Below are 26548 nucleotides of genomic sequence, written 5' to 3'. Positions count from 1 at the left end.
GGGAAACCCTCCTCAGCGCCCGGGGTTGAGCCCGGAATGCCCGGTGCGCCCCCTTGATCCTAGGGCGCGGGCGGGTGCGGGGAGGGGGATCCGGCCTGGTCGGGTGGGGGCGCGCCCACCCGACCAGGCCGTCCGTTCCGTCTCAGGCCTTCGGCGCCGTGAGGTCGTAGAAGGTGGCGGCGCCGACCGTGCGGGCGGTGAAGTTCTCCTTCACCCAGGTCTCGATGGCGCTGCTGGTACCGCCACCGGGGCCGCCTGCGCCCTGGCGCATGCCGCCGCCGTCCTCACCGGCCCGGCCGGCCTGCCCGGCGTCCGCGCCGCCACTCTGGCCGATGAAGTAATGGATCTTCCCGGCCTTCACGTACGCCTGGAACTTTTCCAGCGTCGGAGACGGGTCGCTGCCGTTGAAACCGCCGATCGCCATCACGGGCTCGCCGGAGGCCAGCTGGTAGCTCGCCGCGTTCTGCGATCCGGTACCGGCCGCCACCCAGGTGTACCGGCCCGCATCGGCGCGCAGGGCAGCCGTGGCCTCCGCTCCGACCCGGGTACCGCCCAGCAGCCCGCCGGGACCGCCCTGGCCCCCGCCGAAGCGCTCGAAGCCCTGCCCGGCCTGGCCCTGCTGACCCGCCTGGCCCTGCTGGCCCGCCTGGCCCTGTTGGCCCGGGCCGCCGGACCGGGCTCCGCCGTCGGCCGGGCCGCCGCCGGGGGCGCCCGGCAGCCCGGGGCCGCCGCCCTGTCCGTTCGGCAGGGCCTGGCCGGTCCGACCCTGCGGCGCCGCGCCCGGGCCGCCTGCGCCGCTCTGCGGCAACTCGCCGCCGGCGCCGAAGCGCATGGCCCCGCCGGGGCCGCCCCGGCCGCCCGCCACCGCCGGGCCGGCGGTCACGATCGAACCGGTGTGACCGGTGCCCACCGTGGTGAGGCAGTACGCGAACGGCCCGGCCAGGGCCGCGGCCAGGCCCAGTGCCGCCACGGCCGGCAGGACCGCCCGGCCTGCGCCGGAGCGCGAGCCGAGCCGCGAGCCGAGCCGGGAGCCCAGCAGCAGTCCGGCCGCGGCGAGCACCCCGGCCGGGAGGACGGCCCAGCGCAGCCAGGGCAGGTAGCCGGGGGCCCGGCCGAGGAGGACGTACGACCAGACCGCGGTCAGGACCACGGTGCCCGCCAGGGTGAGCGAGGCGGCCAGGCTGCCCCGCTCCTCCCACAGCACGGCGGTGCCCATCCCGATCAGCGCGGCCACGAAGGGCGCCAGCGCCACGGTGTAGTACTCGTGGAAGATGCCCTGCATATAGCTGAAGACCAGACCGGTGATCAGCAGCGCGCCGCCCCACGCCAGGAAGGCCGCCCGGGCCATGCCCTCCAGCGAGTCGGTCGCCCGGCGGGCCCGCCAGGTGACCACCAGTCCGGCCGCGAGCAGGACCAGCGCCGCCGGCAGCAGCCAGGCGATCTGACCGCCGATGTTGGCCGAGAACAACCGGTCGATCCCGGTCTCCCCCCAGCCGCCGCCCCCGCCGCCGCCGGGCCGCCCGCCCCCGCCGACACTGCCGGTCTCATTGCCGTTGATGCGTCCCAGCCCGTTGTAGCCGAGGGTCAGTTCCAGAAAGGAGTTGTTCTGCGAGCCGCCGATGTACGGGCGGGAGTCCGCAGGCCAGAGTTCCACGACCGCCACCCACCAGCCGCCGGCCGCCACCATCGCGAGCCCCGCGAGGAGCAGCTGGCCCAGGCGCCTGCGCAGCCGCGTGGGTGCGCAGACCGCGTACAGCAGGGCGAGTGGCGGAAGGATCACGAAGGCCTGGAGGGTCTTCGTGAGGAAGGCGAAGCCGACCGCGACACCGGCCCACACCAGCCAGCGGGTGTGCGCCCCGTCGAGGGCCCGCAGGAGGCAGTACACAGTGACGGTCATCAGCAGGGTCAACAGCGCGTCGGGGTTGTTGAAGCGGAACATCAACGCAGCCACGGGGGTCAGCGCGAAGGCTGCTCCGCTGAGCAGCCCGGCGGCCGGGCCGAACTGGCGGCGCACGGCCGCGTAGAGCACCCCGGTGGTGGCGACGCCCATCAGCGCCTGGGGCACCAGGATCTGCCAGGCGCCCAGACCGAAGAGCCGCACGGACAGCATCATCGGCCACAGGGCGGCCGGGGGCTTGTCCACGGTGATGGAGTTGCCTGCGTCGGAGGAACCGAAGAAGAAGGCCTTCCAGCTCTCGCTGCCCGCCTGTACGGCCGCGGAGTAGAAGGAGTTGGCGTAGCCGGATGCGCCCAGGTCCCACAGCAGCAGCAGGGCGGTGCAGCACAGCAGCGCGGCGAGGGCGGGCCGCTCCCAGGCGGGCCGGCGAGCGGCCGCCGAAGCGGTGACCGGTTGCGGTGCGGGCGGGTCGAAAGCGGTGGGTACGGCCGTGGTCATCGGCCCTCCTTGGAGATCGGCGTCTTCGGGTGGACTGCACGCCGCTCCGGGAAGACCCAGGCGCGCAAGAGCAGGAAACGCAGCACGGTGGCGGCGAGGTTCGCGGTGATCAGGACGGCCAGTTCCGTGCTGTGGCCGGGATCGGCCGCGGCCGCGCCGAGGGCGGCGAGGGAGCCGCTGGTCAGGGCCAGGCCGATGGCGAACACCACCAGCCCCTGGGCCTGGTGGCGCACGGCCCGGTGCCTGCCGCGGACACCGAAGGTCAACCGCCGGTTGGCGGCGGTGTTGGCGACCGCGGACAGGAGCAGGGCGCCCGCATTGGCGAGCTGCGGGCCCGTCCCGGCGCGGAAGCCGGAGTAGAGCAGCAGGTAGAGCAGGGTGGACAGGGCTCCGACCGCACAGAAGCCCAGGAGCTGGCGGGGCAGCCCGCGGTCCACGTCGGGGACGGCGGTGCGGTCGCGCGGGTCGTCGCCGAAGGGGCGGGACAGCCGGTCGAGCGGGAGCGCGCCGACGGCCAGGGCCCGCCCGACCCGCCAGACGCCCTTCAGGTCCTCGGTCGCCGTCCGGACGATGTGGACGGTGGAGTCGGGGTCGTCCACCCAGTCCACCGGGACCTCGTGGATCCGCAGCCCCGCCCGTTCGGCGAGCACCAGCAGCTCCGTGTCGAAGAACCAGCCGGTGCCCTCCACCAAGGGCAGCAGCCGCTCGGCGACCTCCCGCCGGATGGCCTTGAACCCGCACTGGGCGTCACTGAACCGGGCCGCGAGGGAGGAGCGCAGCAGGAGGTTGTAGGCCCGCGAGACGAACTCCCGCTTGGCTCCGCGCACCACCCGCGAGGAGCGGGCGAGCCGGGTGCCGATCGCGAGGTCCGAGTGGCCGGAGATCAGCGGCGCGACGAGCGGCAACACGGCATTGAGGTCGGTGGAGAGGTCCACGTCCATGTACGCGAGGACGGGCGCCTCGGAGTGGGACCAGACCGTGCGCAGCGCCCTGCCCCGGCCCTTCTCCTCCAGCCGGGTGCTGCGTACGCCGTCGAGAGCGGCGGCCAGGCCGGCCGCGATCTCGGGGGTGCGGTCGGTGCTGGCGTTGTCGGCGACGGTGATCCGGAAGGCGTACGGGAAGGTGCGGCTGAGGTGGCCGTGCAGACGGCGCACACACGGGCCGAGGTCCTTCTCTTCGTTGAAGACCGGGATGACCACGTCGAGCACGGGCTCGCCGGCCACGGGCGCGAGGGGCGCCCGTGCCGGAAGGGCACCGGGGGAGGCGTCGGTTGACATGCCTCGACCCTCGCGGGGCGGCCTGTCACCGCCGTGTGGTGAGCCTGTGCCCCGTCTGTGAGTCCGGCTGCGCGCAGACGCCGGGCCGGGTGGCCTGCGGCAGCAGCACATCGAAACAGGTCCGTCCCGGCACGCTCCGTACCTCGACCCGGCCGCCGTGCGCGCCGACCACCGCCTGCACGATGGCCAGTCCGAGTCCGGTGGAGCCGGAGCCCGCCGCTCGGGACCGGGAGGCGTCACCGCGGGCGAAGCGCTCGAAGACGTGGGGGAGCAGGTCGGCCGGGATGCCGGGCCCGTCGTCCTCGATCAGCAGCCGGATGGCGGCTGTTTCACGTGAAACATGGGCGGTGACCGTGGTGCCGGGCGGGGTGTGCGTACGGGCGTTGGCCAGGAGGTTCACCAGCACCTGCTGGATCCGGGCCGGGTCGGCGCTCACGGACACCGGCTCCTCGGGCAGTCGCAGGCGCCAGTGGTGCCCGGGCCCGGCGGCCCGGGCATCGCTGAGGGCGTCGACGACGAGCGGCGCCAGGTCGGTGTCGGTCCGCGACAGCGGGCGGCCCGCGTCCAGCCGGGCCAGCAGCAGCAGGTCCTCGACCAGGCCGGTCATCCGGGTCGCCTCCGACTCGATGCGGCCGAGGGCGTGCCGGGTATCGGGGCCGGTCTCCTCCCGCCCCCGGCGGGTGAGCTCGGCGTAGCCGCGGATGGAAGCGAGCGGGGTGCGCAGCTCGTGGCTGGCATCGGCCGCGAACTGCCGGACCCGGGTCTCGCTCTGCTGACGGGCGGTGAGCGCGGAGGAGACGTGGCCCAGCATCCGGTTCAGCGCGGCCCCGACCTGGCCGACCTCGGTGCGGGGGTCCGCCTCGGCCTCCGGCACCCTTTCGTGCAGCGCGGGCTCACCACTGTGCAGGGGCAGTTCGGAGACCCGGGTGGCGGTGGCGGCCACCCGGTGCAGCGGGCGCAGGGCCACGCCGACCAGGGCCTGCCCGGCAAGGGAGGCCGCGATCAGTCCGGCGAGGGTGACGCACACCTCCACCCCGATCAGGGTGCCCACGGTCCGGTCGACCCCCGCCAGCGGGAAGCCCAGCACCAGGGTCCCGTCGGGGCCGGTGAGCACCCGGTAGGAGCCCAGCCCGGGCAGGTCGAGGTCGACCGGTCCCTTACGCGGCGTCCCGGCGGCCTTCGCCAGCGCCTCGGTCTGCGCCGGGGTCAGCGCCACCCGGTGGTCGCGGTCCGGGCCCTCCGCGGGAACGCTGCGCGCCCCGGTGGCCTTGCCCTCCGCGTCGAGGCGGACCCCGGCCGTGCCCAGGGGGGTGCCGGGGGCCAGGACGAAGGCGAGACTGCCGCCGTCACGGCCGGCCTTGGCCGCCCCGGGCCCCCGGTCGGCCATGCTCACCGCCGTGTACAGCTGGTCGTCCAGCTGGCCCACCAGGTAGGAGCGCAGGGCGAGCGTGGTGACCGCCCCGATCGCGGCGCCCACCACGGCGATCAGCGCGACCGCGGCCACGACCAGCCGGGCCCGCAGCGACCAGGGCCGCCTGCGCAGCCCGAGCCGCCCGGGCTTTCGGAACCGGTTGCGCCACCCGAGCCGCCCGGGGCGCCCGAGCCGGGGCGGCCGCAGCAGGCCGGGCAGCCGCAGCAGCCGCCGAAGGCCGGCCCGAGGGCCGCTGGTGCGCGGACCGGCGGCGGGGGAAAGGGTGGCGCGGGACCGGGTGGACCGGGTGGACCGGGGGCGGGGCGACTGCGGGCGGGACGGCCGGGGGTTCGGCGTACCGGGGCGGCGGGGCGGCACTAGTCGGCCGGCTTGATCAGGTAGCCCGCGCCGCGCCGGGTGTGGATCACCGGCGGCAGGCCGGGGCCGCTCTCCAGCTTCCGTCGCAGGTAGGAGATGTACAGCTCGACCACGTTGGCCTGGCCGCCGAAGTCGTAGGACCAGACCCGGTCCAGGATCTGCGCCTTGCTCAGCACGCGGCGCGGGTTGCGCATCAGGTAGCGCAGCAACTCGAACTCGGTGGCGGTCAGGTGGATCTCCTGACCGGCCCGGGTGACCTCGTGGCTGTCCTCGTCGAGCCGCAGGTCGCCCACGGCCAGCACCGAGCCGGCGCGCGCGGCCTGCGCCGCACCCGAACGCCGCACCAGACCCCGCAGCCGGGCCACGACCTCTTCCAGGCTGAAGGGCTTGGTGACGTAGTCGTCTCCGCCCGCCGTCAGACCCGCGATGCGGTCCTCCACGGAGTCCCGCGCCGTCAGGAACAGCACGGGCACCTGCGGGATCTCCCGGCGCAGACGGCCGAGGACGGCCAGTCCGTCCATGTCCGGCAGCATGATGTCCAGGACCACCACGTCGGGCCGGAACTGCCGCGCCGCCCGTACCGCGGCCGCCCCGTCCCCCGCACTGCGCACTTCGCAGCCCTCGTAGCGCAGGGCCATCGACAGCAGCTCGGAGAGCGAGGCCTCGTCGTCGACGACGAGCACCCGGCAGGGGCCGCCGTCCGGCCGCACCAGGGCCGCGGGGTTGGTGGTGGACGTGGACGCGGGGGAGGTGGTCGTCGCAGTCATACCGACCACGTTGACCGGTACCTCTGAGAGCGTTCTTGTCCGTTCCTGTGAATCTCCTGAGAAACCCGCCCGCGGCCGTCCTCCAGCCGGCCGACCTGCCGACCGGCCGACCAGCCGACGGTCAGCCTCAGCAGGTCAGCCGGTCAGCCGTCCAGCCCGAACAGGCGGGCGCCGTTGTCGTGGCAGACCGCGCGCAGCCAGTCGTCGCCGAGGCCCAGCCGTTCGAGAGCGGCGAGCTGGTGCTCGTACGGGTAGGGGATGTTCGGGAAGTCGGTGCCGAGCAGGATCCGGTCGCCGAGGTCGGCGAGCCGCCCGAGGTCCTGCGGCGGGAAGCCCCGGAACTGCTCGGAGAAGTCGGTGAAGGCCATGGTGGTGTCCAGGCGCACCCGCTCGTACCGGTCGGCGAGGTCGAGGAAGTCCGCGTACTCGGGCATGCCCATGTGGGCGACGATGAGCGGCAGCCGCGGGTGCCGGGCCAGCAGCCGGGCGATGGGCTCCGGACCGGTGTGCTTGCCCGGGACGGGACCCGAACCGCAGTGGACCACCGCCGGGACGCCCGCCTCGGCAAGCAGCCCCCACACCGGGTCGAGCCGATCATCGTTCGGGTCGTACCCGCCCACCTGGAGGTGCGCCTTGAAGATCCGCGCCCCGGCCTCGACGGCATGCGCGGCGTACGCATCCACCCCCTCCTCCGGGAAGAAGGTCGCGGTGTGCAGGCAGTCGGGGGTCCGGGCGGCGAAGTCCGCGGACCAGGCGTTGAGCCAGGCGGCCATCTCCGGCTTGTGCGGGTAGAGCATGGCGGTGAAGGCCCGGACCCCGAACTCCCGCAGCAGCGCCACGCGCTGCTCCTCCTCGTGGCGGTAGGTGATGGGCCACTCGACGCCCGTCAGCGGGCCGACCGCGTCGAAGTAGTCCCAGACCTTGGTCATGACCGGCCGGGGCATGAAGTGGGTGTGGACGTCGACCAGCCCCGGCAGCCCGAGCCGCTCCCGGAAGGCGCGGCACGCCTCAGCCGTTGCGGACAAAGCCGTGGCTCCGCTCGACGGTCGCGACGTGCAGGGTGTAGCTCTCGTACCAGTCGGAGCGCCCCTGCCGCATGGCCGCCTGGTGTTCGAGGTCCTCGCGCCACGCGGTGAGGGACGCGTGGTCGCGGAAGTAGGCGACGGTGATGCCGAGTCCACCGGGGGTGCGTGCGGACTCGTAGCCGAGGAAGCCCGGGTTCCCGCTGACGATCTCCCCCATCCGCGCGAGGGTCTCGGGGTACCCCTCGTCGGCGGTCGTGCGCACACTGGTGAAGACCGCCATCAGGTACGGCGGTTCGAAGGCCTGGACCGGCTGGATGCTCATGCCCACCACCCTCGGCGGCGCACCCCCGGCCTGTCCACAGCAATCCGGTCCGCACGCCGGAAGGGATCCAAAGCTTGACCGTGCCCGCGCCGGGGACCGCTCAGAACAGCCCGTCCTGCCCGGATTCGGCAGCAGCCGGGATCTGCGCCACCGGCACGGAGGTCACCGGCTCCCCTGCCGGCCCGAGCAGTTCCCAGCCGGCCAGCAGCCGGGTGTCCACCACGAGCCCGTCCGCGAGGTGCAGGTCGGGCCCGGCCGCCCCGGCCAGCCGCCCCGCCACCACTGCACCCGGCTCCATGCGCGTGACCACCCGCACCGGGACCGGCAGCCCGTCCAGCCCGAACGCTCCGGCATGGTCGGCGACTTCGCATGGCAGCCGTTCCAGCGAGTCCGGCCACCCCGGCAGTGCTCCCGCGCGCAGGTGCAGCTCGGCGACCTCCCGGCCCCGCTCCGCCGCGGGCGGCAGCTGCGCCCGTACGGCCCGCTTGCGCGAGTAGGCGATGCGGTCGGGCACCCCGAGGGCCGCCCGCAGCAGCTCCTCGGTACGCCGGGCCGCCATCAGCGGCCCGCGGCCCAGCCAGCTCCAGGCCACCGCCCCCTGTTCCAGCAACCGGGCAGCGCCGCGTTCCTCGGCGGTGATGCCGACCTTGACCAGGCCGGGCCCGAACCAGGCCAGGTAGACCCGGTAGGTCCGCGGATCATCCGCACGGGTGTCGGCGGCCACGGAGAACGACCGGTCCAGGCGCGCGCATGCGGGGCACTGCGCGCTGCCGCTCCGGGCGGGCACGACGACCGCCGTGGGACAGGCCGTCCGCTTCCCGGCCCGCCGTACCCCGAGGCAGTGCCGCTCGCCGCGCGCGACGAACGCGAGCTGCTGCCCGTACGCGAGCACACTCGTCCGCTCCCCGCGGCCCTCCCCGAGCCACCCGATGGCAGGCCGGCCGTCCCGGTCCCACCGCAGGCCGGTGCACCACCAGCTCACAGCGGGAGCGGGCGCTCGAAGAAGGTGTCCAGGACGACGGTCGCATGCGTCCCGCTGACGCCGTCGATCGCGTAGAGGCGGCGCAGGACGTCCTGCAACTGCTCTGTGGACGGCGTGCGCACCTTGACCAGCACGGAGGCACTGCCCGCGATGATGTGCGCCTCCTGGATCTCGGGGATCGCGGCGAAGGACTCCCCCGCCTCTCCCATCCAGGCGTTGGAGTCGACCATCACGTAGGCCAGCACACCGCTGCCGACGGCCGCCGGGTCGACGTCGACGGTGGTCCGCCGGATGACCCCGCGCTCGCGCAGCTTGCGCACCCGCTCGTGGGTCGCCCCGGCCGACAGCCCGACAGCGGCGCCGAGGGCGGCGTACGACTGGCCCGCGTCCTCCTGCAGGCGCAGGACCAGCGCCCGGTCGATGTCGTCCACGCGATCTCCCTCTCATGAGCCCCGTTGACTCCTGCGAGGAAGGTACCCGATCTTGCAATCACCCCGACAGGCAGAACACCATTCGACGCTATTACATCTGATCGAAACCACGTCTGGCGTGACGCCCTAGTCCCCATACGCCATCTCGCTGTCCGCGTCCCGCCGGAGGTGGGACACCCGCACCCTCGAGCGGGTCTCGGGCCTAACGTGCGACGAACTGCGTGAGGATCGCCTGGACCTCGTAGATGTCGACACCCTTCGTGAAGGTCTTCCCGATGGGCGCCGCGCTCCCGGATATCCAGATCTTGAGCTCGGCATCGAGATCGAAGTGCCCGGCGGTCTCCACGGAGAAGTGGGTGATGCTCCGGTACGGGACCGAGTGGTACTCCACCTTCTTGCCCGTGAGCCCCTGCTTGTCGATGAACACCAGCCGCCGGTCGGTGAACAGGATCGTGTCCCGGATCAGCACGTACGCGGCGTGCACCTGCTCGCCCTGCCCCAGCAGCCGCGCATAGTCCCGCTGCGCCGACGTGTGGTCGACGGTGTGCGCGTTTCCGAACAGTCCCATGGGAGCCCCCTCTTACGAGTTCAGTGGATCTCCCGAAAACACTAGCCAGCCCCACCCCCGGGCCGCGTCCCCCCGAAGAACCGGATCACCCCCTGACGACCTGGGGGCCACCCTCCCCTTCAAGGAGGAGAAAAAGCCCCGACCCCCGGCCCGCCCGCTTCCCGGACAAGGACGCAGCAGAGCGCGACGGCATACGACGAAGGCCCCCAGGATGTCTCCTGGGGGCCTTCGTCCTGCTGTGCACTCGGCAGGATTCGAACCTGCAACCTTCTGATCCGTAGTCAGATGCTCTATCCGTTAAGCTACGAGTGCTTGGCGTCCTGGGCTTTTTCCGCCCCGTTGGCCTTGCGAGAACAACAATACATGGACCTCGCCGGGACGCGAAATCCATTAGCCATACCGGCACTGACCTGCGGAAACACCCTGGAAGAAGATCGTCCAGTTGGGTGCACCCGGGTGGCTGGACTCGTACAGACGTCAGAGCCCGGGCCGGTCGGACCGGGCCGCGGACCGGAGGCCGGACCGGGGCGGGCGCACGGCGCGGACCCGGAACGCACGGAAGCCCCGGTCCTTGCGGACCGGGGCTTCGTGAGGTGCGGAGGCGGAGGGATTTGAACCCTCGATGGGGGGTAAGCCCCAAACCGCATTAGCAGTGCGGCGCCATAGACCGGACTAGGCGACGCCTCCAGCACACCCTCGCGGACGAAGGTGCGTGCAGATGATGACACAGGCGCAGGGCCGGTCACCAATCCGCTCCCACGGTACTAGGACGAGAGGGCCCAGAGCAAAGCCTTAAGGGCCCTTCCCGGACGCAACGTAGCCGGGCTCCCGTCGTTGGTCAGGCGTACGCCGCCGTCGGACGACCTGGAGCACCTCATGCTGCGCATCGCCGCCTTCGCGGTCACCTCGGCCCTGGCCGCCGCGGCAGCCGGCCCCCTGCCCCCGCTGCCGCTGGGCCGGCTGCTATCCGCCCCGCCGGACCGTCTCACCATCGCCATGGCCGACACCGGCAACCCCCGGCTGGACCGGGACTACCGGCTCGAATGCGGTCCCGTGGGCGGTGACCACCCCTGGAAGGAACAGTCCTGCGCCCGCCTGGACCAGCTCGCCCAGGAGGGCAAGGACCCGTTCGCCCCCGTCTCCCACCGCCAGATCTGCACCATGCAGCACGGCGGGCCGGCCACCGCCCGGATCACCGGAACCTGGCACGGACAGAAGGTGGACGCCACCTTCCGGCGGACCAACGGATGCGAGATCAGCCGCTGGGACGAGTTGGAACCTCTGCTTCCACCTGGGCGTTCCTGACCTGGGAGGATGCACGGCTTGGGCGGTATCCACCCCTCATCCGCCCTCCCGCCGCGGGGCTGTGGCCTTAGACTCCTCCCGTGACTTGCCGGTAGTTGTGGTCAGGGAGGAAGCTCGTCGTGAGCAGCAGGCCATCCCGAGGCGCTGCTCGCCTCGCAGCAATACTCGACGCTCTTCCGGACGCGCTGTTGCTCGTCAACGCCAACGGCACTGTCGTCAACGCGAATTCGATCGCCCTTGAGGTGATGGAGAGCCCCGGCACCGGGCTCGTCGGCCGGGGCGTGCTCGACCTCCTCCCCGAGTTCGACTCCAAGCTGATCCCCGGCTCGATGCGCCGGCCCGGCGAAGACGACGGCGGCCGGGCCAAGCCCCAGCGGATGATCGCGCGCCGGACCGACGGCAGCGAGTTCCCCGTCGAGGTCACCAGCGCCCACCTCGACGGCCGCGACGCCTACCGCGAGCCGCAGCCCTCCTACACCGGGGACGAGCTGCTGATGCTCGTCGTACGGGACCTCTCACAGACGGTGGACACCGAGGCCGAGCTGGCCCGCTCGCAGCGGCAGACCGAGATGATCCTGCGCGCCGCCGCGGAAGGCGTCGTGGGCACCGACACCGACGGCAGGGTGGTGCTGGTCAATCCGGCCGCCGCCCAGATCCTCGGCTACCGCGCCACCGACCTCGGCAACCGCGAACTGCACGGCCTGGTCCAGCACTCGCGCGCCGACGGCTCGCCGTTCCCCTTCGAGGAGTCCCCGCTCGCCGACACCCTGCGCAGCGGACGCAAGCACCGCGTGCGCGGGCAGGTGCTGTGGAACAAGTCCGGCCAGCCGGTGGCCGTCGACCTGACCACCTCTCCCGTACGGGACGGGGAGCAGCTCGTCGGCGCCGTCATGACCTTCACCGACCGCCGGCCCTACGACGCCCTCGCCGCGCGCCACGCGCAGCTGCTGGCCGTCCTCGACGAGTCGCTGCGCGGGCCGTTGGAGGAGCTGCGCGGTGAGCTGGCGACGCTCGCCGCCGACGACGCGGGACAGCTGTGGCCCGAGGCCAACCAGCTGCTGCACCACCTGGCGGCCGGGTACACCCGGATGACCACGCTCGTGGACAACGTGCTGGGCTTCCAGCGCCTGGACGCCGGCAGCGACCGGCTCAAGAAGAAGAACGTCCTGATCAACGAGGTCGTCGCTGCCGGTGTCGACGGCGCCGTCGAACTGATCGGGCCGGGGCGGGCGCAGTTCGCCGTCCACGCCCCGACGATCGAGGCCGAGGTCGACGCCGACCGCATCGCGAGCGCCCTCGCCCACCTGATCGCGGACGTGGCAGGGGTGGACGCCACCGGCAAGACCCGTCAGGGCAGCGGCTACGGCGACTCGACGATCGTGGTGGCGGCCGCGCAGCGCGGCGACGTCGTACGCATCGAGGTGCGTGGACCGTACGAGGGCGGGAACCCGGTCCACGAGCCCATCGTGCGCGGCATCGTGTCGGCGCACGGCGGCGTGCTGCAGACCGTCGAGGTGCCCGGGGCGCCCGGCGGAGCGTACGTGCTGGAGCTGCCGCTCGGTGCGGGAGCCGGCACGGTGACCCTGCCGGACCCGCCGGAGGAGCCCGCAAGCCGGGCCGGCCAAGACGACGCGGCCCCCGCCGGGAAGGTCTCCGGCGGGCGGCGGGCGCGCCGCGGGGTGGACGCCTTCCTGGACGACGAGGTCCGGTCACCGGGCGCGCCGGAAGCCGCGAAGTCCGCCGAGGGTGGCGCAGGAGCTCTGGCACTGCCGTCCGGTCGGCGCCGGGCCGGTGAAGCCGGCCCCGGTGCCGACGATGCAAGTCCGGGCTCCGGCCTGGCCCAGTCCCCGGTGAACCCGGCGGGTCTCGGAACGGGACGGCGCCGCGGCCGCGACGGAGACGGCAGCGGTGACGGCGGGGCAGCACGGCCCGCACCCGCGCAGGGCACCGCCGTTCCCGCGCTGCCTCCGGTACCTGCCGTACCTCCGGTACCCGACATGCCTCCCGTACCCGACGTGCCGCCGGTACCCGTGACCGAGCACCCCGCCGGGCGTCGGCGTGCCCTGGGGCCGGTCACCCCGGCCCAGCCGGCGGGCGGACCCGTACCGCCGCAGCCCGGGGGGCCGGTACCGGCGACCGGACTCCGGCCTGCGCCTGCGCCCGCCCCGGGTCCCGTACGGCCCATCGCGCCCCAGGGCGGGTTCGCGCTGCCCGCGGGGCCGACCCCGGCTCCGGCCGCACCGCAGGCCCACGCCATGGCCGGACCGGCCCCCGCTCCGGCGGAGGCCGAGGGCGACTCCGAGGGCCCGGCCGGCCGCCGCGCCCGCCGGGTGCTGAGCGCGCCCGGAGCCGAACCGGAGACCACCGCCGCAGCCCCCTCAGCTCCCGCGGCGCAGGCCGTTGCAGGCGCCCCCGGGGCAGCCGACGCCGCGCACCCGACGGGACGGCGCCGAGCCCTGCCCGCCACTCCGGCCTGGCCGGTCCCGGCGGCACGGACGGCTCCGGAGGACGAGGAGGCCGGCGACCAGGCCGCGGTACCCGGGGCCCGACAGCCCCAGGACGCCCCGCCCGAGGGACAGCCGGGGCAGCCGGGACAGCCGATCAGCGTGCGCGCCCTCGGCACCCTGGGCCAGGGCATCTCGGTGGACCCGAACGGTGCGGGCTCCGGCCGCCGCCGCAGGCTCTCCGAGCCCGCGCCCCAGGGCCGCGCCTTCGCCATAGGAGCGCCGGAGGCGGGCTCCGACGAGGGGCCCGAGCCGCTGGACGGGCCCGGCGGCGCCGTCGAGGTGGTCAACCGGCCCGTGCCGCGGCCCGTCGACGACGAACTCCCGCCCGAACCGCTGGACAACCCGCGCCGGCTGCTCGTGTGGCCCGCGCCCGACGTGCAGACGCAGCAGGCCCTCAGTGACCGCGGCTACCGCCCGGTGGTCGTGCACTCCCGCGAGGAGGTGGACGCGCAGATCGCCGCGTTCCCCGCCGCGCTGTTCGTGGATCCGCTGACCGGCCCGATCACCCGGACCGCCCTGCAGTCCCTGCGCCAGGCGGCGGTGGCCGCGGAGGTCCCCGTGCTGGTCACGGCCGGACTGGGGCACGCCACGCGTGAGGCCGCGTACGGCGCCGACCCGGCGGTCCTGCTCAAGGCGCTCGCGCCGCGCGACAGCGAGCAGCACCCGTCGCGGGTCCTGCTGATCGAGGAGCACGAGGAGATCGCCGCCGCGCTCACCGCCGCCCTGGAGCGGCGCGGTCTGCAGGTCGCCCGGGCCGGAGCCGATACCGACGCCGTGGAGCTGGCGACGCGGATGCGGCCCAATCTGGTGGTCATGGACCTCATGCAGGTCCGACGCCGGCGGGCCGGGATCGTGGACTGGCTGCGCGCCAACGGGCAGCTGAACCGCACCCCGCTGGTCGTCTACACGACCACCGGCATCGACCCGGCCGAACTGCCGCGACTGGCCTCCGGGGAGAGCGTGCTCTTCCTCGCCGAGCGGGCCACCACGGCGGACGTCCAGGGCCGCATCGTGGACCTGCTGGCCAAGATCGGCACCAACTAGTCATCCTGGCCGGATGGCCATCACCAGCGCGAGCGAGCAGACCGTCCCCGCCGACAACGGGGAGGTGAACCTGCTGATCGCCCGGCAGGTGGAGCCGGGGCACGAGGAGACCTTCGAGGCCTGGGCCCACGGGATCCTGGAGACGGCCGCGGGCTTCCCCGACCACCTCGGGTACGGGCTGTTCCGCCCCGCGGTGGAGGGCGGTCCCTGGTTCCTGGTCCACCGCTTCCGCAACCACGCGGCCTTCCAGCGCTGGCAGGACTCCCCCGAGCGGGCGCAGTGGTTCTCCAACTGCCTCGGTCACCACCACACCGAGATAGCCCGCCGGGAACTGCACGGCATGGAGACGTGGTTCGCCAAGCCGGGTACGACCCGGCCCGCGCCGCCGCGCTGGAAGATGGTGGTCAGCTCGGGGCTGGCCATCTTCCCGATCTCGCTCGTCGGCAACGCGGTGCTCGGGCCGTACCTGGTGGATCTGCACTTCGTGCTGCGGACGGCCGCCTTCGCCGTCGTCTTCAGCACTCTGATGACCTACGTGGCCATGCCCGCAGTCAGCAAGCTGCTGCGGCCATGGCTCACCCGGGGCTGAGACCCGTCAGGCCAGCTTCGTGACGTCCAGGGCGCCGTCCGCGTACTGCTTGCGGATCACCTTTTTGTCGAATTTGCCGACGCTCGTCTTCGGAACCGCATCGATGACCGTCCAGCGCTCCGGCAGCTGCCACCTGGCGATGGACTGGGCGAGGAAGGCACGCAGCCCCTCGTAGTCCACGGTCGCACCCTCCTTGAGGACGACGGTGGCCAGCGGACGCTCGCCCCACTTGTCGTCCGGGACGGCGACGACGGCGGCCTCGGCGACCTCGGGGTGCGCCATCAGCGCATTCTCCAGCTCCACGCTGGAGATCCACTCGCCGCCGGACTTGATCACGTCCTTGGCCCGGTCGGTCAGCGTCAGGTACCCGTCGGGGCTGATGATGCCGACGTCACCAGTCTTGAGCCAGCCGTCCGCGCTGAACTTGTCCTCGGGAAGGAGGGGTTCGCCGGACGCGCCGCCGTAGTAGGCGCCGGCGATCCAGTTGCCGCGCACCTCCAGCTCGCCCGCCGCTTCACCGTCCCAGGGCAGGTGGCTGCCGTCGGGGCCGACCAGACGGGCTTCGACGCCCGCCGGGAAGCGGCCCTGGGTGATCCGGTACGGCCACTCCTCCTCGACGCTCAGGCCGGCCGGCGGGTGCGCCATGGTCCCCAGCGGGGAGGTCTCGGTCATGCCCCAGGCGTGGCAGAGCCGGACCCCGAGCTTGTCGTAGGCCTCCATCAGGGAGGGCGGACAGGCCGCGCCGCCGATGGTGACCTGCTTCATCGAGCTCAGATCGCGCGGGTTCGCGGTGACCTCGGCCAGCAGTCCCTGCCAGATCGTGGGGACGGCCGCGGCGTGCGAGGGCTTCTCCCTCTCGATCATCTGGGCCAGCGGGGCGGGCTGCAGGAAGCGGTCGGGCATCAGCATGTTGATGCCGGTCATGAAGGTGGCGTGCGGCAGGCCCCATGCGTTCACGTGGAACTGCGGGACCACGACGAGGGTGGTGTCCGCGGTGGTCAGCCCCATCGACTCGGCCATGTTGACCTGCATGGAGTGCAGGTAGATCGACCGGTGGGAGTAGACGACGCCCTTGGGCTCCCCGGTGGTGCCGGAGGTGTAGCACATCGCCGCGGCCTGGCGCTCGTCCAGCTCGGGCCAGTCGAAGTGGTCGGAGCGGCCTTCGAGGAGGTTCTCGTACTCGTGCACGCGCACGCCCAGGCCGTCGAGTGCCGAGCGGTCACCGATACCGGCGACGACCACGTGCTCCACGGTGGGCAGGTGCGGGAGAAGCGGTACGAGCAGGGGCAGCAGCGTGCCGTTGACCAGGACGACCCGGTCCGCCGCATGGTTGACGATGAAGACGAGCTGCTCAGGGGGCAGCCGCAGGTTCAGCGTGTGCAGGACCGCGCCCATCGAGGGGATCGCGAAGTACGCCTCGACGTGTTCCGCGTTGTTCCACATGAGCGTGGCGACCCGGTCGCCCTGCTGGACCCCGAGCTCGTCGCGCAGGGCGTTCGCGAGCCGGGTGGCGCGGGTACCGATCTCGGCGAAGCTGCGGCGATGCGGCTCGGCCTCCCCGGTCCAGGTCGTGACCTGGGACTTCCCGTGGATCGTCATCCCGTGCTGGAGTATGCGGGTGACGAGGAGTGGTACGTCCTGCATGGTGCTCAGCAAAGCGTCCTCCCGGTGAGCGCTGCGGCGCTGCGGCGGCTACGGATGCTGCCGATTCTGCGCACGTACCGGTCGGCATGTCACTACCCAAGAGTAGAAACGGGCTGTGTTTCACGTGAAACATCCGCCTTCGACCCGCCGGACCGGTAGAAGAGGTCTTTCCCGCGGAGGGGGTTGTTTCACGTGAAACACCGGATGGCGGCGACGCAGGTCAGCGGATCGGCACCAGCTCGGGGTCTTCGCGGAGCTTGACGAGCGCCCGGGAGACGGCGCTCTTCACCGTGCCGACCGACACTCCGAGGAGTTCGGCGGTCTGTACCTCGCTGAGGTCCTCGTAGTAGCGCAGCACCACCATGGCGCGCTGCCGGTCCGGCAGCCGCGTCACGGCACGCCACATCGCGTCGCGCAGCGCCTGTGCTTCCGCCGGGTCCGCGGCCGGCGCCGTCTCGGTCTCCGGGATCTCATCGCAGGAGAACTCGTCGACCTTGCGCTTGCGCCACTGCGAGGTGCGCGTGTTGACCAGGGTCCGCCGTACGTATCCGTCCAGGGCCCGGTGGTCCTCGATCCGGTCCCAGGCGACATAGGTCTTGGTGAGGGCGGTCTGCAGCAGGTCCTCGGCATCGCACGGATTGGCGGTGAGCGACCGTGCCGTACGCAGCAGGACCGTGCCGCGCGTCCGGACGTACGCCGAGAACGACGGATACGTCGTCGGATTCGAGGCGAGCGTGCACACAGGCGTGGTCATGTCTCCACGCTAGGAGTGGACGCCGGGCCGGGAATCGCCCGCAAGTGCCGAAGGCGGATCCGTCTCAGGTTGTAGGACGGGTAGGTGTCCGACCTCCTGTAGGTGGAGGGAGCGGGCTCGGCACGGGCCCTTGGACAGCGCCGGCTTCAGCGGTCGACACCCAGGACCAGGCCGGAGGTGGGCACCCCGGTGCCGGCCGTGACCAGGGTGTGCGCGGCGCCCGCCACCTGGTTGACGGAGGTGCCGCGCAGTTGCCGGACGGCTTCGGCAATGCCGTTCATCCCGTGCAGGTAGGCCTCGCCGAGCTGTCCGCCGTGCGTGTTGAAGGGCAGCTCGCCCGCAGCCACGAAATCGGCGGCTTCGCCGGGGCCGCAGAAGCCGAACTCCTCCAACTGCATGAGCACGAAGGGGGTGAAGTGGTCGTAGAGGATGCCGACGTCGATGTCCGAGGGCCGCAGTCCGCTGGTGCGCCACAGCTGGCGCGCCACCACGCCCATCTCCGGCAGCCCGGTCAGGTCGTCGCGGTAGAAGGAGGTCATGCCCTCCTGGCGGCGGCCCGCGCCCTGCGCGGCCGCAGTGATCACTGCGGGTGCCTGCCGCAGGTCCCGGGCCCGCTCGGTCGTGGTGACGACCAGGGCCTGGCCGCCGTCCGTCTCCTGGCAGCAGTCCAGCAGCCTGAGGGGCTCGACGATCCACCGCGAGGCGGCGTGGTCGGCGAGCGTGATGGGCTGGCCGTGGAAGTACGCGGCGGGGTTGGTAGCGGCGTACCGGCGGTCGGTGACCGCGACGTGCCCGAAGGCCTCAGGGGTGAGGGAGTACGCGTGCAGATAGCGCTGAGCCGTCATGGCCACCCAGGAGGCGGGGGTCAGCAGCCCCCACGGGAGCGACCAGCCGAGCGCGGCGCCCTCCGCCGAGGGTTCGCGCTGCTGCACACCGGAGCCGAAGCGGCGCCCCGAACGCTCGTTGAAGGCCCGGTAGCAGACCACGACCTCCGCCACTCCGCCGGCGACGGCCAGCGCGGCCTGCTGGACGGTGGCGCAGGCGGCGCCGCCGCCGTAGTGGATGCGGGAGAAGAAGGAGAGCTCCCCGATGCCCGCCGCCTGCGCGACGGTGATCTCGGGGCTGGTGTCCATCGTGAAGGTGACCATGCCGTCGACGTCGGACGGGCTGAGCCCGGCGTCGTCGAGGGCGGCGTGCACGGCCTCGACCGCGAGCTTCAGCTCGCTGCGGCCCGAGTCCTTGGAGAACTCGGTTGCCCCGATGCCAACGATGGCGGCCCGGCCGCCGATGGCATCGCGGTGGCGGACGCTCATGCCTGCCTCCCCAAGGTGACGGTGACGGTGCCGGTCACGTGGTGGCCGAGGCCGTTGGCGCCGACGACGCGTATCTCGGCGGTGTCGCCGTCGAGGCCCGTGACGGTCGCGGTGAGGGTCATGGTGTCGCCCGGGTAGTTGGGGGCGCCGAGGCGGATGGCCACCTTGCGCAGCGTGCATCCCGGGCCGAGCCGGTCGGTGATGTACCGGCCGACCAGGCCGTTCGTGGTCAGGATGTTCATGAAGATGTCCGGGGAGCCCTTCTCCCTGGCCAGCGACGCGTCGTGGTGCACGTCCTGGTAGTCGCGGGAGGCGATGGCGCCCGCGACGATCAGGGTGCGGGTGACCGGGATCTCCAGCGCGGGCAGTTCCTCGCCGATGCTCAGTGCCATGGCTCAGCCCTCCTGCGCCAGCGCGGCGCCCAGTTCGGCCAGCAGCTCACTGCCGCAGCCCAGGTACGCGTCCAGTTGGCGCCCCCACAGGAGGTGCCGGTGGACGGGGTGGTCCAGGTCGGCGCCCATCCCGCCGTGCAGGTGCTGGCCGGTGTGCACCACGCGCTTGCCCGCCTCGGAGGCCCACCAGGCGGCGGTCAGCACCTGCCCTCCCGCCGGCAGGCCCTGGTCGAGGCGCCAGGCGGCCTCGTACGCGGTGACCCGGATGGCCTCGGTGTCCATGTACGCGTCCGCGGCCCGCAGCATGACCCCCTGGTTGGTGGAGAGCGGCCGGCCGAACTGCTCACGTGTGGACGTGTACGCGACCGCGCGGGCGAGCGAGCCGGCACACACCCCCGCCTGTAGCCCGGCGAAGGCGGTGCGGGCGACGGCCAGCACCTGCGCATATGCACGCCCGGCGCCGTCCCGGGGGTCGGCGCCGATCCGCTCGCCCTCGGCCCCCGCCAGGGTCAGCCGGCCCGCCGACCAGGGAGCAGTGGTCTCCACCGGGGCGGTCTGCACTCCGGGCGCGTCCACCGGTACCAGCCACAGGGCACGGTCCGCATCGGGGACCAGCACGTGCGTGGCGTCGCGCAGCCATGGCACGGCCGGGGCCGTCCCGGTGAGCCGGGCGCCCTCGGCCCGGAACCGCCGGCGGCCGGGGAAGGCCCCGGTGGCCACCGCCTCGCCGCTGCCCAGCGCGGGCAGCAGTCGTGCGCGCTGCTCGTCCGTGCCGTGGGCGGCCACCGGGAGGACCCCGTAGGTGCAGGTCGCGGCGTAGGGGACCTGGGCGGTGGTGCGTCCCTGTTCCTCCAGCAGCAGGACGAGCCCGAGCAGGCCGATGTCCTCGACGGCGCCGATGAGACCGGACGCCGTGAGGGCCTTCCACAGCTCGGCGTCACTGCCCGTCCCGGCGGCCGCAAGACGTTCATGGGTGGCGAGGTCGTGGAAGATCCGCGCGGCGAGTCCGGCTGCGGCGGCCTGCTCCTCGGTGGGATGGAAGTCCATCAGCCCTCGCTCCCGCGGAAGACGGGGAGTTCGAGGCCGTCGTCGACGCGCAGGAACTCCAGCCGGACGGGCATGCCGATGCGCACCTTGTCATAGGGGACGCCGGTGATGTTGCTGACCATCCGGACCCCCTCGGCGAGCTCGACGAGCGCGACCGCGTAGGGCGGGTCGAAGGCCGGGAAGGGCGGATGGTGCATGACGACGTAGCTGAACACGGTGGCCTCGCCGGAGGCCTCGACGGTCTCCCAGTCGGGCGAGGAGCAGGCATGGCAGCCCGGGAGCCACGGGAAGCGCAGGGTGGCGCAGGCGGTGCAGCGCTGGATGAGCAGCTTGTGCTCGGCGACCCCGTCCCAGAACCCCCGGTTGTCGCGGTTGACCACCGGGCGGGGGCGCAGGGCCCCGGGCTGGGCCTGCCTGCCGGACGGCGGGCGGGCGGGGCCGGCGGGGCGGTACTTGAGGATTCTGAAGCGGTGGGTTCCGGCGGGCGTGCCGTTCGCGTGGACGTCCATGCGGGTGGTCACGAAGTGGCCGGTGCCCAGTTTGGTCGTCTTGCGCGCGGACACGGACTCGATGACGGCGTCGAAGGTGATCGCGTCCCCGGGGCGCAGCGGGCGCAGGTACTCCTGCTCGCAGTCGGTGGCCACGACGGAGGTGAAGCCTGCGCCGTCGAGGAGGGCGGTGAGCTCGTCGTAGGCCGAGGAGCGGTCGGTGTGTCCGGAGAGTCCGCCCATCGTCCAGGCCTGGAGCATCGTCGGCGGTGCGATCGCGTCGGGCCCGGTGTAGGCCGGATCGGTGTCGCCCATGGCCTCGCACCAGTGGCGGATCATCGGTGCGTTGACCGGGTCCTTGCCCTGGCCCCCGACAGCGGCCGGCAGACCTTCGAAGGCTTGCAGCAGCGTGTGGAACCGGGCGGCTTCCTCGGGCCCATCGGGCTCCGCAGCACCCACGGGCCCACGGGCCGCGTCCGGTGTACGGGCTGTGTCCGGTGCGCGGGCCGGCTCCGGTGTACGGGCCGGCTCCGGTGTGCGGGGCGCCGCGGGCGCCGCGGCCGGTGTGCGGACGGCGTCCGGTGTACGGGCCGGCTCCGGTGTGCGGGCCGCCGCGGGCGCCGCGGCCGCAGGGTCTCCCGTCATCGCTTCCTCCCCTTCATGCCGAGCCGCATCATGGCGACGATCTCCCGCTGCACCTCGCTGACCCCGCCGCCGAAGGTGTTGATCTGCGCGGCCCGGTTCATCCGCTCCAGTTCACCGCCCCGGAAGGCCTCGCCCCCCGGGCCGCGGATCAGGCCCTGCTCGCCGACCACCTCCTGGCACATCCGGTAGACCTCGACGGCGGATTCGGTGCCGAGGAACTTCACACCGCTGGCATCGCCCGGCGCGAGGGTTCCGGCCCCCACGTCCTGGACGAGGCGCCAGTTGAGGAGGCGTACGGCGGCCAGGCGGGCGTACGCCTCGGCCAGCCGGGACTGCACCCAGGGCCGGTCGGCGGGACGGTCGCCGGTGTCCGGGTCGGGGGTCCGGGCATGGGCGAGCGCGGCCTCGTAGAAGTCCTCGGCCTGCATGCCGATGGCGGCGAGGGCCACCCGCTCGTGGTTGAGCTGGTTGGTGATCAGGCCCCAGCCGCCGTGCTCGGGGCCGACGAGGTTGCCGGCCGGCACGCGGAGGGAGTCGTAGTACGTCGCCGTGGTCGTGAGCCCGCCGACGGTGTCGATCGGGGTCCAGGAGAAGCCGGGCGCGTCCGTGGGCACGAGGATGATCGAGATGCCCTTGTGCTTGGGCGCCTCGGGGTCGGTGCGGCAGGCGAGCCAGATCCAGTCCGCGTTCTGGGCGTTGGAGGTGAAGACCTTCTGCCCGTCGATCACCCAGTCGTCGCCGTCGCGCACGGCGCGGGTCCGCAGCGAGGCGAGGTCGGTCCCGGCTGCGGGCTCCGAGTAGCCGATGGCGAAGACGAGGTCGCCCGTGAGGATCCGGGGCAGGAAGAACTCCTTCTGCTCACGGGTCCCGTACTTCATCAGGGTGGGGCCGACCGTGTTGAGCGTGACCATGGAGACGGGGGCGCCGGCCCGGTAGGCCTCATCGAAGAACACGAACTGCTCGTCGGCCCCCCGCCCCCGGCCTCCGTACTCGACGGGCCACCCGAGGCCGAGCAGGCCGTCGGAGCCGATACGGCGCAGGAGTGCGCGCTGAGCAGGCGCGTCCTCGGGCACACCGTCCGGCAACAGCTCCCGGAAGTACGCGCGCAGTTCGGCACGCAGCCGCACCTGGTCTTCGGTCGGGGCGAGGTGCACGGCGTCGGCCTCCCGGCATCGCATCAACGAGGAGACCTGACTGTCCGTCAGATTTACCCGTGGTGTCAAGGTCGGGACGGCGGACACGCGCGAGGGCGCCCGCGCTACCGGACCCCAGCCGGTCCGGTCGCACGGGTGCCCTCAGCAGTCAGAACGGCTGCGAGCCGCGTCTACCACCAAGGATGGAAGTTCACCGACACACTGGAGTTGGACTGGTCGATGGCGGTGAAGGCCGAGCCGTTGACCTGGGCGGTGTTGTTCTGGTTGGAGGCGCCGGAACCCGTGGCCACCTGCTGGGAGGTGGAGGAGTTCCCGTGGTTGTTCCCGCCCACGCCGCTGCCGATGATGCCGGCGACGCTCGCATTCGATCCGTCGTTCGCGAAGGAGCCGTTGTCGGCCGTCGCCACTCCCCCGAAGAGGGTGGCGGCGAGGGGGAGAGCGGCGACAGCAGCGATGACGCGAGCGGTGCGGATGTTTGCCATGTCTGAATCCTCCAGAGAGCGAAGTGGAACTGACCTCAAGGCAGTTGGCCGACCGCCTCGGTCTTGCGGGGTGACGACGTCGCCAGACCAGAGTTGCCCACCGAATCCCCGGCGAACCACCCCGCAGTCCCTGAATCCCCCGCAAGTATGACCAACAGCGGATAAACCTGATGCGCGCCCCCGCAGCCCCAGCTCAGCGGTCCGGAACGGGTCGAAACCCTTGCCCCGCCTGCGATGAAGCGTTTCGCCAGACCGGGGTGCCCGGACATGCCGAAGAGGGCCGCTTCGTCCGGGAACCCCACCGTCTCCCGGCCCTGCGGCCCTGCGATCCCAAGCTCCGCGCCCCCTGCGCGCCCCCGGCGCCCGCCGGGGTACACCATCCGTGCCCCGCTCCGGGGCACCATGCAGCGCGATCCACGGCCATGACCGGCCGGGCTCCAGCGCTTGCGCCTTTATCTGTATCTGTATCTGTATCTGCGCCTGCGTCTGTTCCTGTGCTGATCCTGAACCTGCGCGTGAAGCTGTTCCTGCTGTAGGTGCTGTCTGCGCTGTAGGTGCTGTTTCCCGCTCGTCCTGCGGTACGTACGTCCCATTCCTGCGGCGCGTGCCGTGTCTGCTGCTCTGCTCAGGTGCTCTGTTGCTCGCGTGCCCGCGCTGCGCGTCCTGCGCGTGCCGGTGTGGACCGGCTCGGCTGTGTAACGCGCGGGTGTCGCCGTTCGTACGAACAGTCCGGAGGGACTGCGTATTTGGTACGTGCGGTACTGGTATGGCAACCACGGCAAGTGCGGCTGCGGTTGCGGGCCGTACGCTCTTCGGCGCCCGGATCGGCGGAGCTAGGCGGCGAGGGCCAGTACGTCCCGGGCGGCGCCGGAGGGGGCCGCGGCGACGGCCGCGGTGCGGGCGAGGTCCTGCTGCGTGTCGGTTCCGGCACCCATGGCTGCGGCGGTGGTGGAGCGGCGGACGGACGGGGTCTTGCCGTGGGCCTCGGCGCGGATCCGCTGCTTGATGGTCGGCGGGAGCGAACCGCCCCGCATCATCGCCCGCCAGGTCCGCCGGGCCGCCACCGCCGATCGGCGCGTACCGGCGGCCGGGGTGGTCGCAGCGGCCGGGACGGAGGCGGCGGCCGGGGTGGCCTTGCCACCGAATCCGAGGGACGCGAGGAGTGCCACGAGGGCGGTGAGGACGGCGGTCCAGAGGGAGGTGAAGGTGGTGCGGTGCGCCATGACGGGATGCCTCATTTCGCGATGTTCCGACGGACGGATCTGAATACATTCGTCATGATGTGGCCGCAACCGCACGACCCCCACCACGCGCGCCGATCTTCCGACAAACACCACTCAAAAGGCCCATAGGCCCCGTTGCATCCCTTGCAGGACTTGCAGAACACCGGCCGAATCCGGCCTGCCGGCCGTGCGGCGACCGGGCTCCGCTCCCCACCGGCGCGCCCACACCCGGCGCCGGACGGCAACCCGGAAAGTGCCCCGCACGCCTTGCCCCGACGGAGCACACGGCGGTCCCCGCGCAGCAGGGCCACCCACTCAGGGGCCTGCTGGACGGCGCCGCCGAGCCGGCACCACAGCACAAACGGCCCCTGCCACAACAAGATCATTACGGAGGGGCCGAAGGCCTCCGCCCAGCACGTGCGAGCATCGGTCGGACAGGGGGGATATGAGGCGCGATGTCGCCGGCGTGCCGGTCGTGCACGGCTCTGAACAGGTACTTGGGGCCGAGCACGATGAGTAGGGGTACTCAGGTGGCGATCCTCGGCAGCTTCGAGACTGAGCGCAGGTCGAAGGAAGCGGAACGGGGGCGGGGAACATCATGGTGCGGCGCTGGTCGAAGCCAGAGGTGTGGGCGCCCGGTGGATACCTGGCTTTGGTGGTCGCGATGCTGGTCTACGTCGCGGTCGCCAGCCGGACGGGCGACGTCGGGTTCTTCGGAGTCTGGCCGATCCTGGCCACGGCGCCGGTCAGCGTCTTGCTGCTGACGTCCTTCGGACCCGCGGCGGACGCCCTGGACTCGGCCCCACCCATGGATCCCCACCCCCAGTACGGCTCTCAGCCGCCCACGAAGCTGCCCACGGACTACCCCTCGGAGTCGGACCCACTCCCCGCGGACTGGGTGGCACCGGACACCTCCATCGACGGCAAGCTCGACATGTGGTCCGAATTCGGCTTCTACGGCGCGGTCCTGGTCAGCGCCCTGGTCAACGCCGCGGCGATCTGGGCTCTGCTCCGCTACGTGGCGCGGCGGCGCGACGCCAGGAGTGCGCAGGTCTAGCGCCGTGGTCCTGGCCTGCGGATGGCCCATACGCACTGGTCAACAGCGGGATGCGGGTGCACCAAGGTGGGACCGGATGAGCAAAGAGGGCGGGCACCCGGTTCGGGTGCCCGCCCTCTGACCTGCTACTTCTCTGACCTGGCGGTGGGTGTGGGATTTGAACCCACGGTGACTCGCGCCACGACGGTTTTCAAGACCGTTCCCTTAGGCCGCTCGGGCAACCCACCTGGCCGGTACAGAGTACCGGGCGGTGGGAGGCCGTGGGTGGGGCTGGGGTCAGGAGGTCTGGGCCTTGTCGTAGGCCGCCTTCGCCTCGTTTCCGAAGTACGGGCCGTACATGCGGTTCGGGAGGAAGGTGTAGCCGAAGCTGTTCACCGAGACCTGGGTGCCCAGGCCCGTGGCCTCGTTGAAGTCCTGGAACCAGGGGCCGCCGCTGGAACCGCCGGTCATGTTGCAGGACAGGCTGTGGTCCTTGGTCAGCAGGAAGTCCTTGCCGCTGTTGCCGCTGCAGTAGACCAGCTTGGTGCCGTCGTACGGCGCGGCCGCCGGGAAACCGAAGGAGTACATCCTCTTGTTGTAGCCGCCGTTGAAGAGGATGCCCTGGGCTCCGACGGCCTGGCTGAGCGTCTGGCCGTTCAGCGGGGCGACGACGGCGAGGCCGACGTCCATGTTCATGTCCTCGCTCGCGGCCCACTGGTCGGTGGCGAAGGTCTTGGTGGCCGGCCACTGGCCGAAGGGGGCGTTGCCGTTGTTGTACGCGGGGACGAAGACCCAGTTGGTGTGCCAGGCGCCCTGGTACTTCACGCAGTGGCCGGCCGTGATGACGGTGCTGCCGTTGGCACTGGTGACCGAGTCACCGGAGCACGAGGCCGTCCGGTCGCCCATGGTGAAGAAGACCCGGCCCGAGGTCTTCACGACCGCGCCGCCGCCCGTCCATGCGCCGCCCGCCTGCGGGAACGCGGTCGGGGAGGCGGCGGCCGTCGGGGCGATCCGGGTGGGGGCCGCGGTGGCGGCGGCCGGTGCGCGGGTGGCGCCCGGCACCGCCGTGACGTCGAGCGGTGTCGCGGCGAGCATCCGCTCGGCGGTCCAGAAGCCCTCGGTGTGGCGCTGCCCGAACGAGGCGGGGGCGTCGGCGGCGACCGAGGGGGCGGCGGCCGTCAGCGCACCCGCGATCAGGGCGCCTGCGCTCAGGAGGACGGCTGTGGCCCTGCGATGACGATTCACGCATGACTCCTTCTGCCGTGCCCGGTCCCGCGGTCGGTGCCGGGCAGGGTGGGGGTGAAGAGCTGTCGGTGCGGATCGGCTGTGCTGTCGTGCGGCAGTACCGTTCTGGCCTGCGGGGGCAGAG

General features: G+C 72.5%; 23 protein-coding genes and 3 tRNA genes. 4 read left to right on the top strand and 22 right to left on the bottom strand.

The window, feature by feature from the left end; translation table 11 throughout:
* Positions 1-142: 142 nt before the first annotated feature.
* The 11 genes from ACLJTM_RS13375 to ACLJTM_RS13325 form a co-directional block, all read right to left on the bottom strand.
* Positions 143-2395 carry an ArnT family glycosyltransferase gene (locus ACLJTM_RS13375; protein WP_411103731.1) on the bottom strand — a complete coding sequence of 751 codons (2253 nt, stop codon included), beginning with the start codon at positions 2393-2395 and terminating at the stop codon, positions 143-145.
* Entirely contained in the window at positions 2392-3672 is a 1281-nt protein-coding gene (locus ACLJTM_RS13370) for a glycosyltransferase (protein ID WP_411103730.1), read from the bottom strand. Before ACLJTM_RS13370 ends, ACLJTM_RS13375 begins: the two co-directional genes overlap by 4 nt.
* 25 nt (positions 3673-3697) lie before the next feature.
* A complete protein-coding gene (locus ACLJTM_RS13365; RefSeq protein ID WP_411103803.1) occupies positions 3698-5215 on the bottom strand; it encodes a sensor histidine kinase in 1518 nt (505 codons plus the stop codon).
* Positions 5216-5460: 245 nt separating this feature from the next.
* Positions 5461-6228 carry a response regulator transcription factor gene (locus tag ACLJTM_RS13360; protein ID WP_411103729.1) on the bottom strand — a complete coding sequence of 256 codons (768 nt, stop codon included), beginning with the start codon at positions 6226-6228 and terminating at the stop codon, positions 5461-5463.
* A gap of 143 nt (positions 6229-6371) precedes the next feature.
* Complete coding sequence (locus tag ACLJTM_RS13355) at positions 6372-7253, bottom strand: amidohydrolase family protein (RefSeq protein ID WP_411103728.1); 882 nt, start codon at positions 7251-7253, stop codon at positions 6372-6374.
* The gene (locus ACLJTM_RS13350) at positions 7237-7575 is read right to left on the bottom strand and encodes an antibiotic biosynthesis monooxygenase family protein (protein ID WP_411103727.1); all 339 of its coding nucleotides are present in this window, start codon (positions 7573-7575) and stop codon (positions 7237-7239) included. The genes ACLJTM_RS13355 and ACLJTM_RS13350 overlap by 17 nt, the downstream gene beginning before the upstream one ends.
* Before the next feature lie 100 nt (positions 7576-7675).
* On the bottom strand, positions 7676-8557 hold the full coding sequence (locus tag ACLJTM_RS13345) for a DUF2797 domain-containing protein (RefSeq protein ID WP_411103726.1): 882 nt from the start codon (positions 8555-8557) through the stop codon (positions 7676-7678).
* On the bottom strand, positions 8554-8988 hold the full coding sequence (locus ACLJTM_RS13340; protein WP_411103725.1) for an Lrp/AsnC family transcriptional regulator: 435 nt from the start codon (positions 8986-8988) through the stop codon (positions 8554-8556). Before ACLJTM_RS13340 ends, ACLJTM_RS13345 begins: the two co-directional genes overlap by 4 nt.
* Before the next feature lie 202 nt (positions 8989-9190).
* Positions 9191-9556 carry a PH domain-containing protein gene (locus ACLJTM_RS13335; protein ID WP_411103724.1) on the bottom strand — a complete coding sequence of 122 codons (366 nt, stop codon included), beginning with the start codon at positions 9554-9556 and terminating at the stop codon, positions 9191-9193.
* Between the two features lie 239 nt (positions 9557-9795).
* A tRNA-Arg gene (locus tag ACLJTM_RS13330) sits at positions 9796-9868 on the bottom strand.
* 284 nt (positions 9869-10152) lie between these two features.
* Positions 10153-10243 (bottom strand) — tRNA-Ser (locus ACLJTM_RS13325).
* A gap of 189 nt (positions 10244-10432) precedes the next feature.
* Here ACLJTM_RS13325 and ACLJTM_RS13320 point away from each other — a divergent pair.
* From ACLJTM_RS13320 to ACLJTM_RS13310, 3 genes are all read left to right on the top strand, one after another.
* The gene (locus ACLJTM_RS13320) at positions 10433-10861 is read left to right on the top strand and encodes an SSI family serine proteinase inhibitor (protein ID WP_411103723.1); all 429 of its coding nucleotides are present in this window, start codon (positions 10433-10435) and stop codon (positions 10859-10861) included.
* Positions 10862-10980: 119 nt separating this feature from the next.
* Entirely contained in the window at positions 10981-14412 is a 3432-nt protein-coding gene (locus tag ACLJTM_RS13315) for a PAS domain-containing protein (RefSeq protein WP_411103722.1), read from the top strand.
* Between the two features lie 13 nt (positions 14413-14425).
* The gene (locus ACLJTM_RS13310) at positions 14426-15001 is read left to right on the top strand and encodes an antibiotic biosynthesis monooxygenase (RefSeq protein ID WP_411103721.1); all 576 of its coding nucleotides are present in this window, start codon (positions 14426-14428) and stop codon (positions 14999-15001) included.
* 6 nt (positions 15002-15007) lie between these two features.
* On the opposite strand, the gene ACLJTM_RS13305 is transcribed toward ACLJTM_RS13310, so the two are convergent.
* The 9 genes from ACLJTM_RS13305 to ACLJTM_RS13265 form a co-directional block, all read right to left on the bottom strand.
* A complete protein-coding gene (locus ACLJTM_RS13305; protein WP_411103720.1) occupies positions 15008-16657 on the bottom strand; it encodes a long-chain fatty acid--CoA ligase in 1650 nt (549 codons plus the stop codon).
* A gap of 208 nt (positions 16658-16865) precedes the next feature.
* On the bottom strand, positions 16866-17399 hold the full coding sequence (locus tag ACLJTM_RS13300) for a SigE family RNA polymerase sigma factor (protein WP_411103719.1): 534 nt from the start codon (positions 17397-17399) through the stop codon (positions 16866-16868).
* Positions 17400-17545: 146 nt separating this feature from the next.
* A complete protein-coding gene (locus tag ACLJTM_RS13295) occupies positions 17546-18712 on the bottom strand; it encodes a lipid-transfer protein (protein ID WP_411103718.1) in 1167 nt (388 codons plus the stop codon).
* Positions 18709-19104, bottom strand: coding sequence for a MaoC family dehydratase (locus ACLJTM_RS13290; protein ID WP_411103717.1), 396 nt, complete (start codon positions 19102-19104; stop codon positions 18709-18711). Before ACLJTM_RS13290 ends, ACLJTM_RS13295 begins: the two co-directional genes overlap by 4 nt.
* A 3-nt stretch (positions 19105-19107) precedes the next feature.
* Positions 19108-20151 carry an acyl-CoA dehydrogenase family protein gene (locus tag ACLJTM_RS13285; RefSeq protein WP_411103716.1) on the bottom strand — a complete coding sequence of 348 codons (1044 nt, stop codon included), beginning with the start codon at positions 20149-20151 and terminating at the stop codon, positions 19108-19110.
* Complete coding sequence (locus ACLJTM_RS13280) at positions 20151-21098, bottom strand: bifunctional MaoC family dehydratase N-terminal/OB-fold nucleic acid binding domain-containing protein (RefSeq protein ID WP_411103715.1); 948 nt, start codon at positions 21096-21098, stop codon at positions 20151-20153. Before ACLJTM_RS13280 ends, ACLJTM_RS13285 begins: the two co-directional genes overlap by 1 nt.
* A gap of 182 nt (positions 21099-21280) precedes the next feature.
* The gene (locus ACLJTM_RS13275) at positions 21281-22438 is read right to left on the bottom strand and encodes an acyl-CoA dehydrogenase family protein (protein WP_411103802.1); all 1158 of its coding nucleotides are present in this window, start codon (positions 22436-22438) and stop codon (positions 21281-21283) included.
* A gap of 170 nt (positions 22439-22608) precedes the next feature.
* The gene (locus ACLJTM_RS13270) at positions 22609-22920 is read right to left on the bottom strand and encodes a hypothetical protein (protein WP_411103714.1); all 312 of its coding nucleotides are present in this window, start codon (positions 22918-22920) and stop codon (positions 22609-22611) included.
* 833 nt (positions 22921-23753) lie between these two features.
* Positions 23754-24158, bottom strand: a complete 405-nt coding sequence (locus ACLJTM_RS13265; protein ID WP_411103713.1) for a DUF6344 domain-containing protein — start codon at positions 24156-24158, stop codon at positions 23754-23756.
* A 583-nt stretch (positions 24159-24741) separates the two neighbouring features.
* On the opposite strand from ACLJTM_RS13265, the gene ACLJTM_RS13260 reads away from it, so the two are divergent.
* Positions 24742-25200 (top strand): SCO4225 family membrane protein, encoded by a 459-nt coding sequence (locus tag ACLJTM_RS13260; protein WP_411103712.1) that lies wholly within the window; start codon positions 24742-24744, stop codon positions 25198-25200.
* 139 nt (positions 25201-25339) lie between these two features.
* Here ACLJTM_RS13260 and ACLJTM_RS13255 read toward each other — a convergent pair.
* A tRNA-Ser gene (locus tag ACLJTM_RS13255) sits at positions 25340-25427 on the bottom strand.
* A gap of 49 nt (positions 25428-25476) precedes the next feature.
* A complete protein-coding gene (locus ACLJTM_RS13250) occupies positions 25477-26424 on the bottom strand; it encodes a trypsin-like serine peptidase (RefSeq protein ID WP_411103711.1) in 948 nt (315 codons plus the stop codon).
* Positions 26425-26548 lie beyond the last annotated feature (124 nt).

This window comes from Streptomyces sp. cmx-4-9, assembly GCF_046548835.1.
In the GTDB taxonomy this organism is placed as follows: Bacteria; Actinomycetota; Actinomycetes; order Streptomycetales; family Streptomycetaceae; genus Streptomyces.
Note: the sequence above shows the minus strand (reverse complement) of the source record. Positions and strands in the feature narration are given on the sequence as shown.

Bases quoted from the DNA above. Each gene is read 5' to 3' on its own strand.
- ACLJTM_RS13375 (WP_411103731.1), bottom strand. From the start codon at position 2,395: ATGACCACGGCCGTACCCACCGCTTTCGACCCGCCCGCACCGCAACCG.
- ACLJTM_RS13370 (WP_411103730.1), bottom strand. From the start codon at position 3,672: ATGTCAACCGACGCCTCCCCCGGTGCCCTTCCGGCACGGGCGCCCCTC.
- ACLJTM_RS13360 (WP_411103729.1), bottom strand. From the start codon at position 6,228: ATGACTGCGACGACCACCTCCCCCGCGTCCACGTCCACCACCAACCCC.
- ACLJTM_RS13350 (WP_411103727.1), bottom strand. From the start codon at position 7,575: ATGAGCATCCAGCCGGTCCAGGCCTTCGAACCGCCGTACCTGATGGCG.
- ACLJTM_RS13335 (WP_411103724.1), bottom strand. From the start codon at position 9,556: ATGGGACTGTTCGGAAACGCGCACACCGTCGACCACACGTCGGCGCAG.
- ACLJTM_RS13320 (WP_411103723.1), top strand. From the start codon at position 10,433: ATGCTGCGCATCGCCGCCTTCGCGGTCACCTCGGCCCTGGCCGCCGCG.
- ACLJTM_RS13310 (WP_411103721.1), top strand. From the start codon at position 14,426: ATGGCCATCACCAGCGCGAGCGAGCAGACCGTCCCCGCCGACAACGGG.
- ACLJTM_RS13300 (WP_411103719.1), bottom strand. From the start codon at position 17,399: ATGACCACGCCTGTGTGCACGCTCGCCTCGAATCCGACGACGTATCCG.
- ACLJTM_RS13295 (WP_411103718.1), bottom strand. From the start codon at position 18,712: ATGAGCGTCCGCCACCGCGATGCCATCGGCGGCCGGGCCGCCATCGTT.
- ACLJTM_RS13290 (WP_411103717.1), bottom strand. From the start codon at position 19,104: ATGGCACTGAGCATCGGCGAGGAACTGCCCGCGCTGGAGATCCCGGTC.
- ACLJTM_RS13285 (WP_411103716.1), bottom strand. From the start codon at position 20,151: ATGGACTTCCATCCCACCGAGGAGCAGGCCGCCGCAGCCGGACTCGCC.
- ACLJTM_RS13270 (WP_411103714.1), bottom strand. From the start codon at position 22,920: ATGGCAAACATCCGCACCGCTCGCGTCATCGCTGCTGTCGCCGCTCTC.
- ACLJTM_RS13265 (WP_411103713.1), bottom strand. From the start codon at position 24,158: ATGAGGCATCCCGTCATGGCGCACCGCACCACCTTCACCTCCCTCTGG.
- ACLJTM_RS13260 (WP_411103712.1), top strand. From the start codon at position 24,742: ATGGTGCGGCGCTGGTCGAAGCCAGAGGTGTGGGCGCCCGGTGGATAC.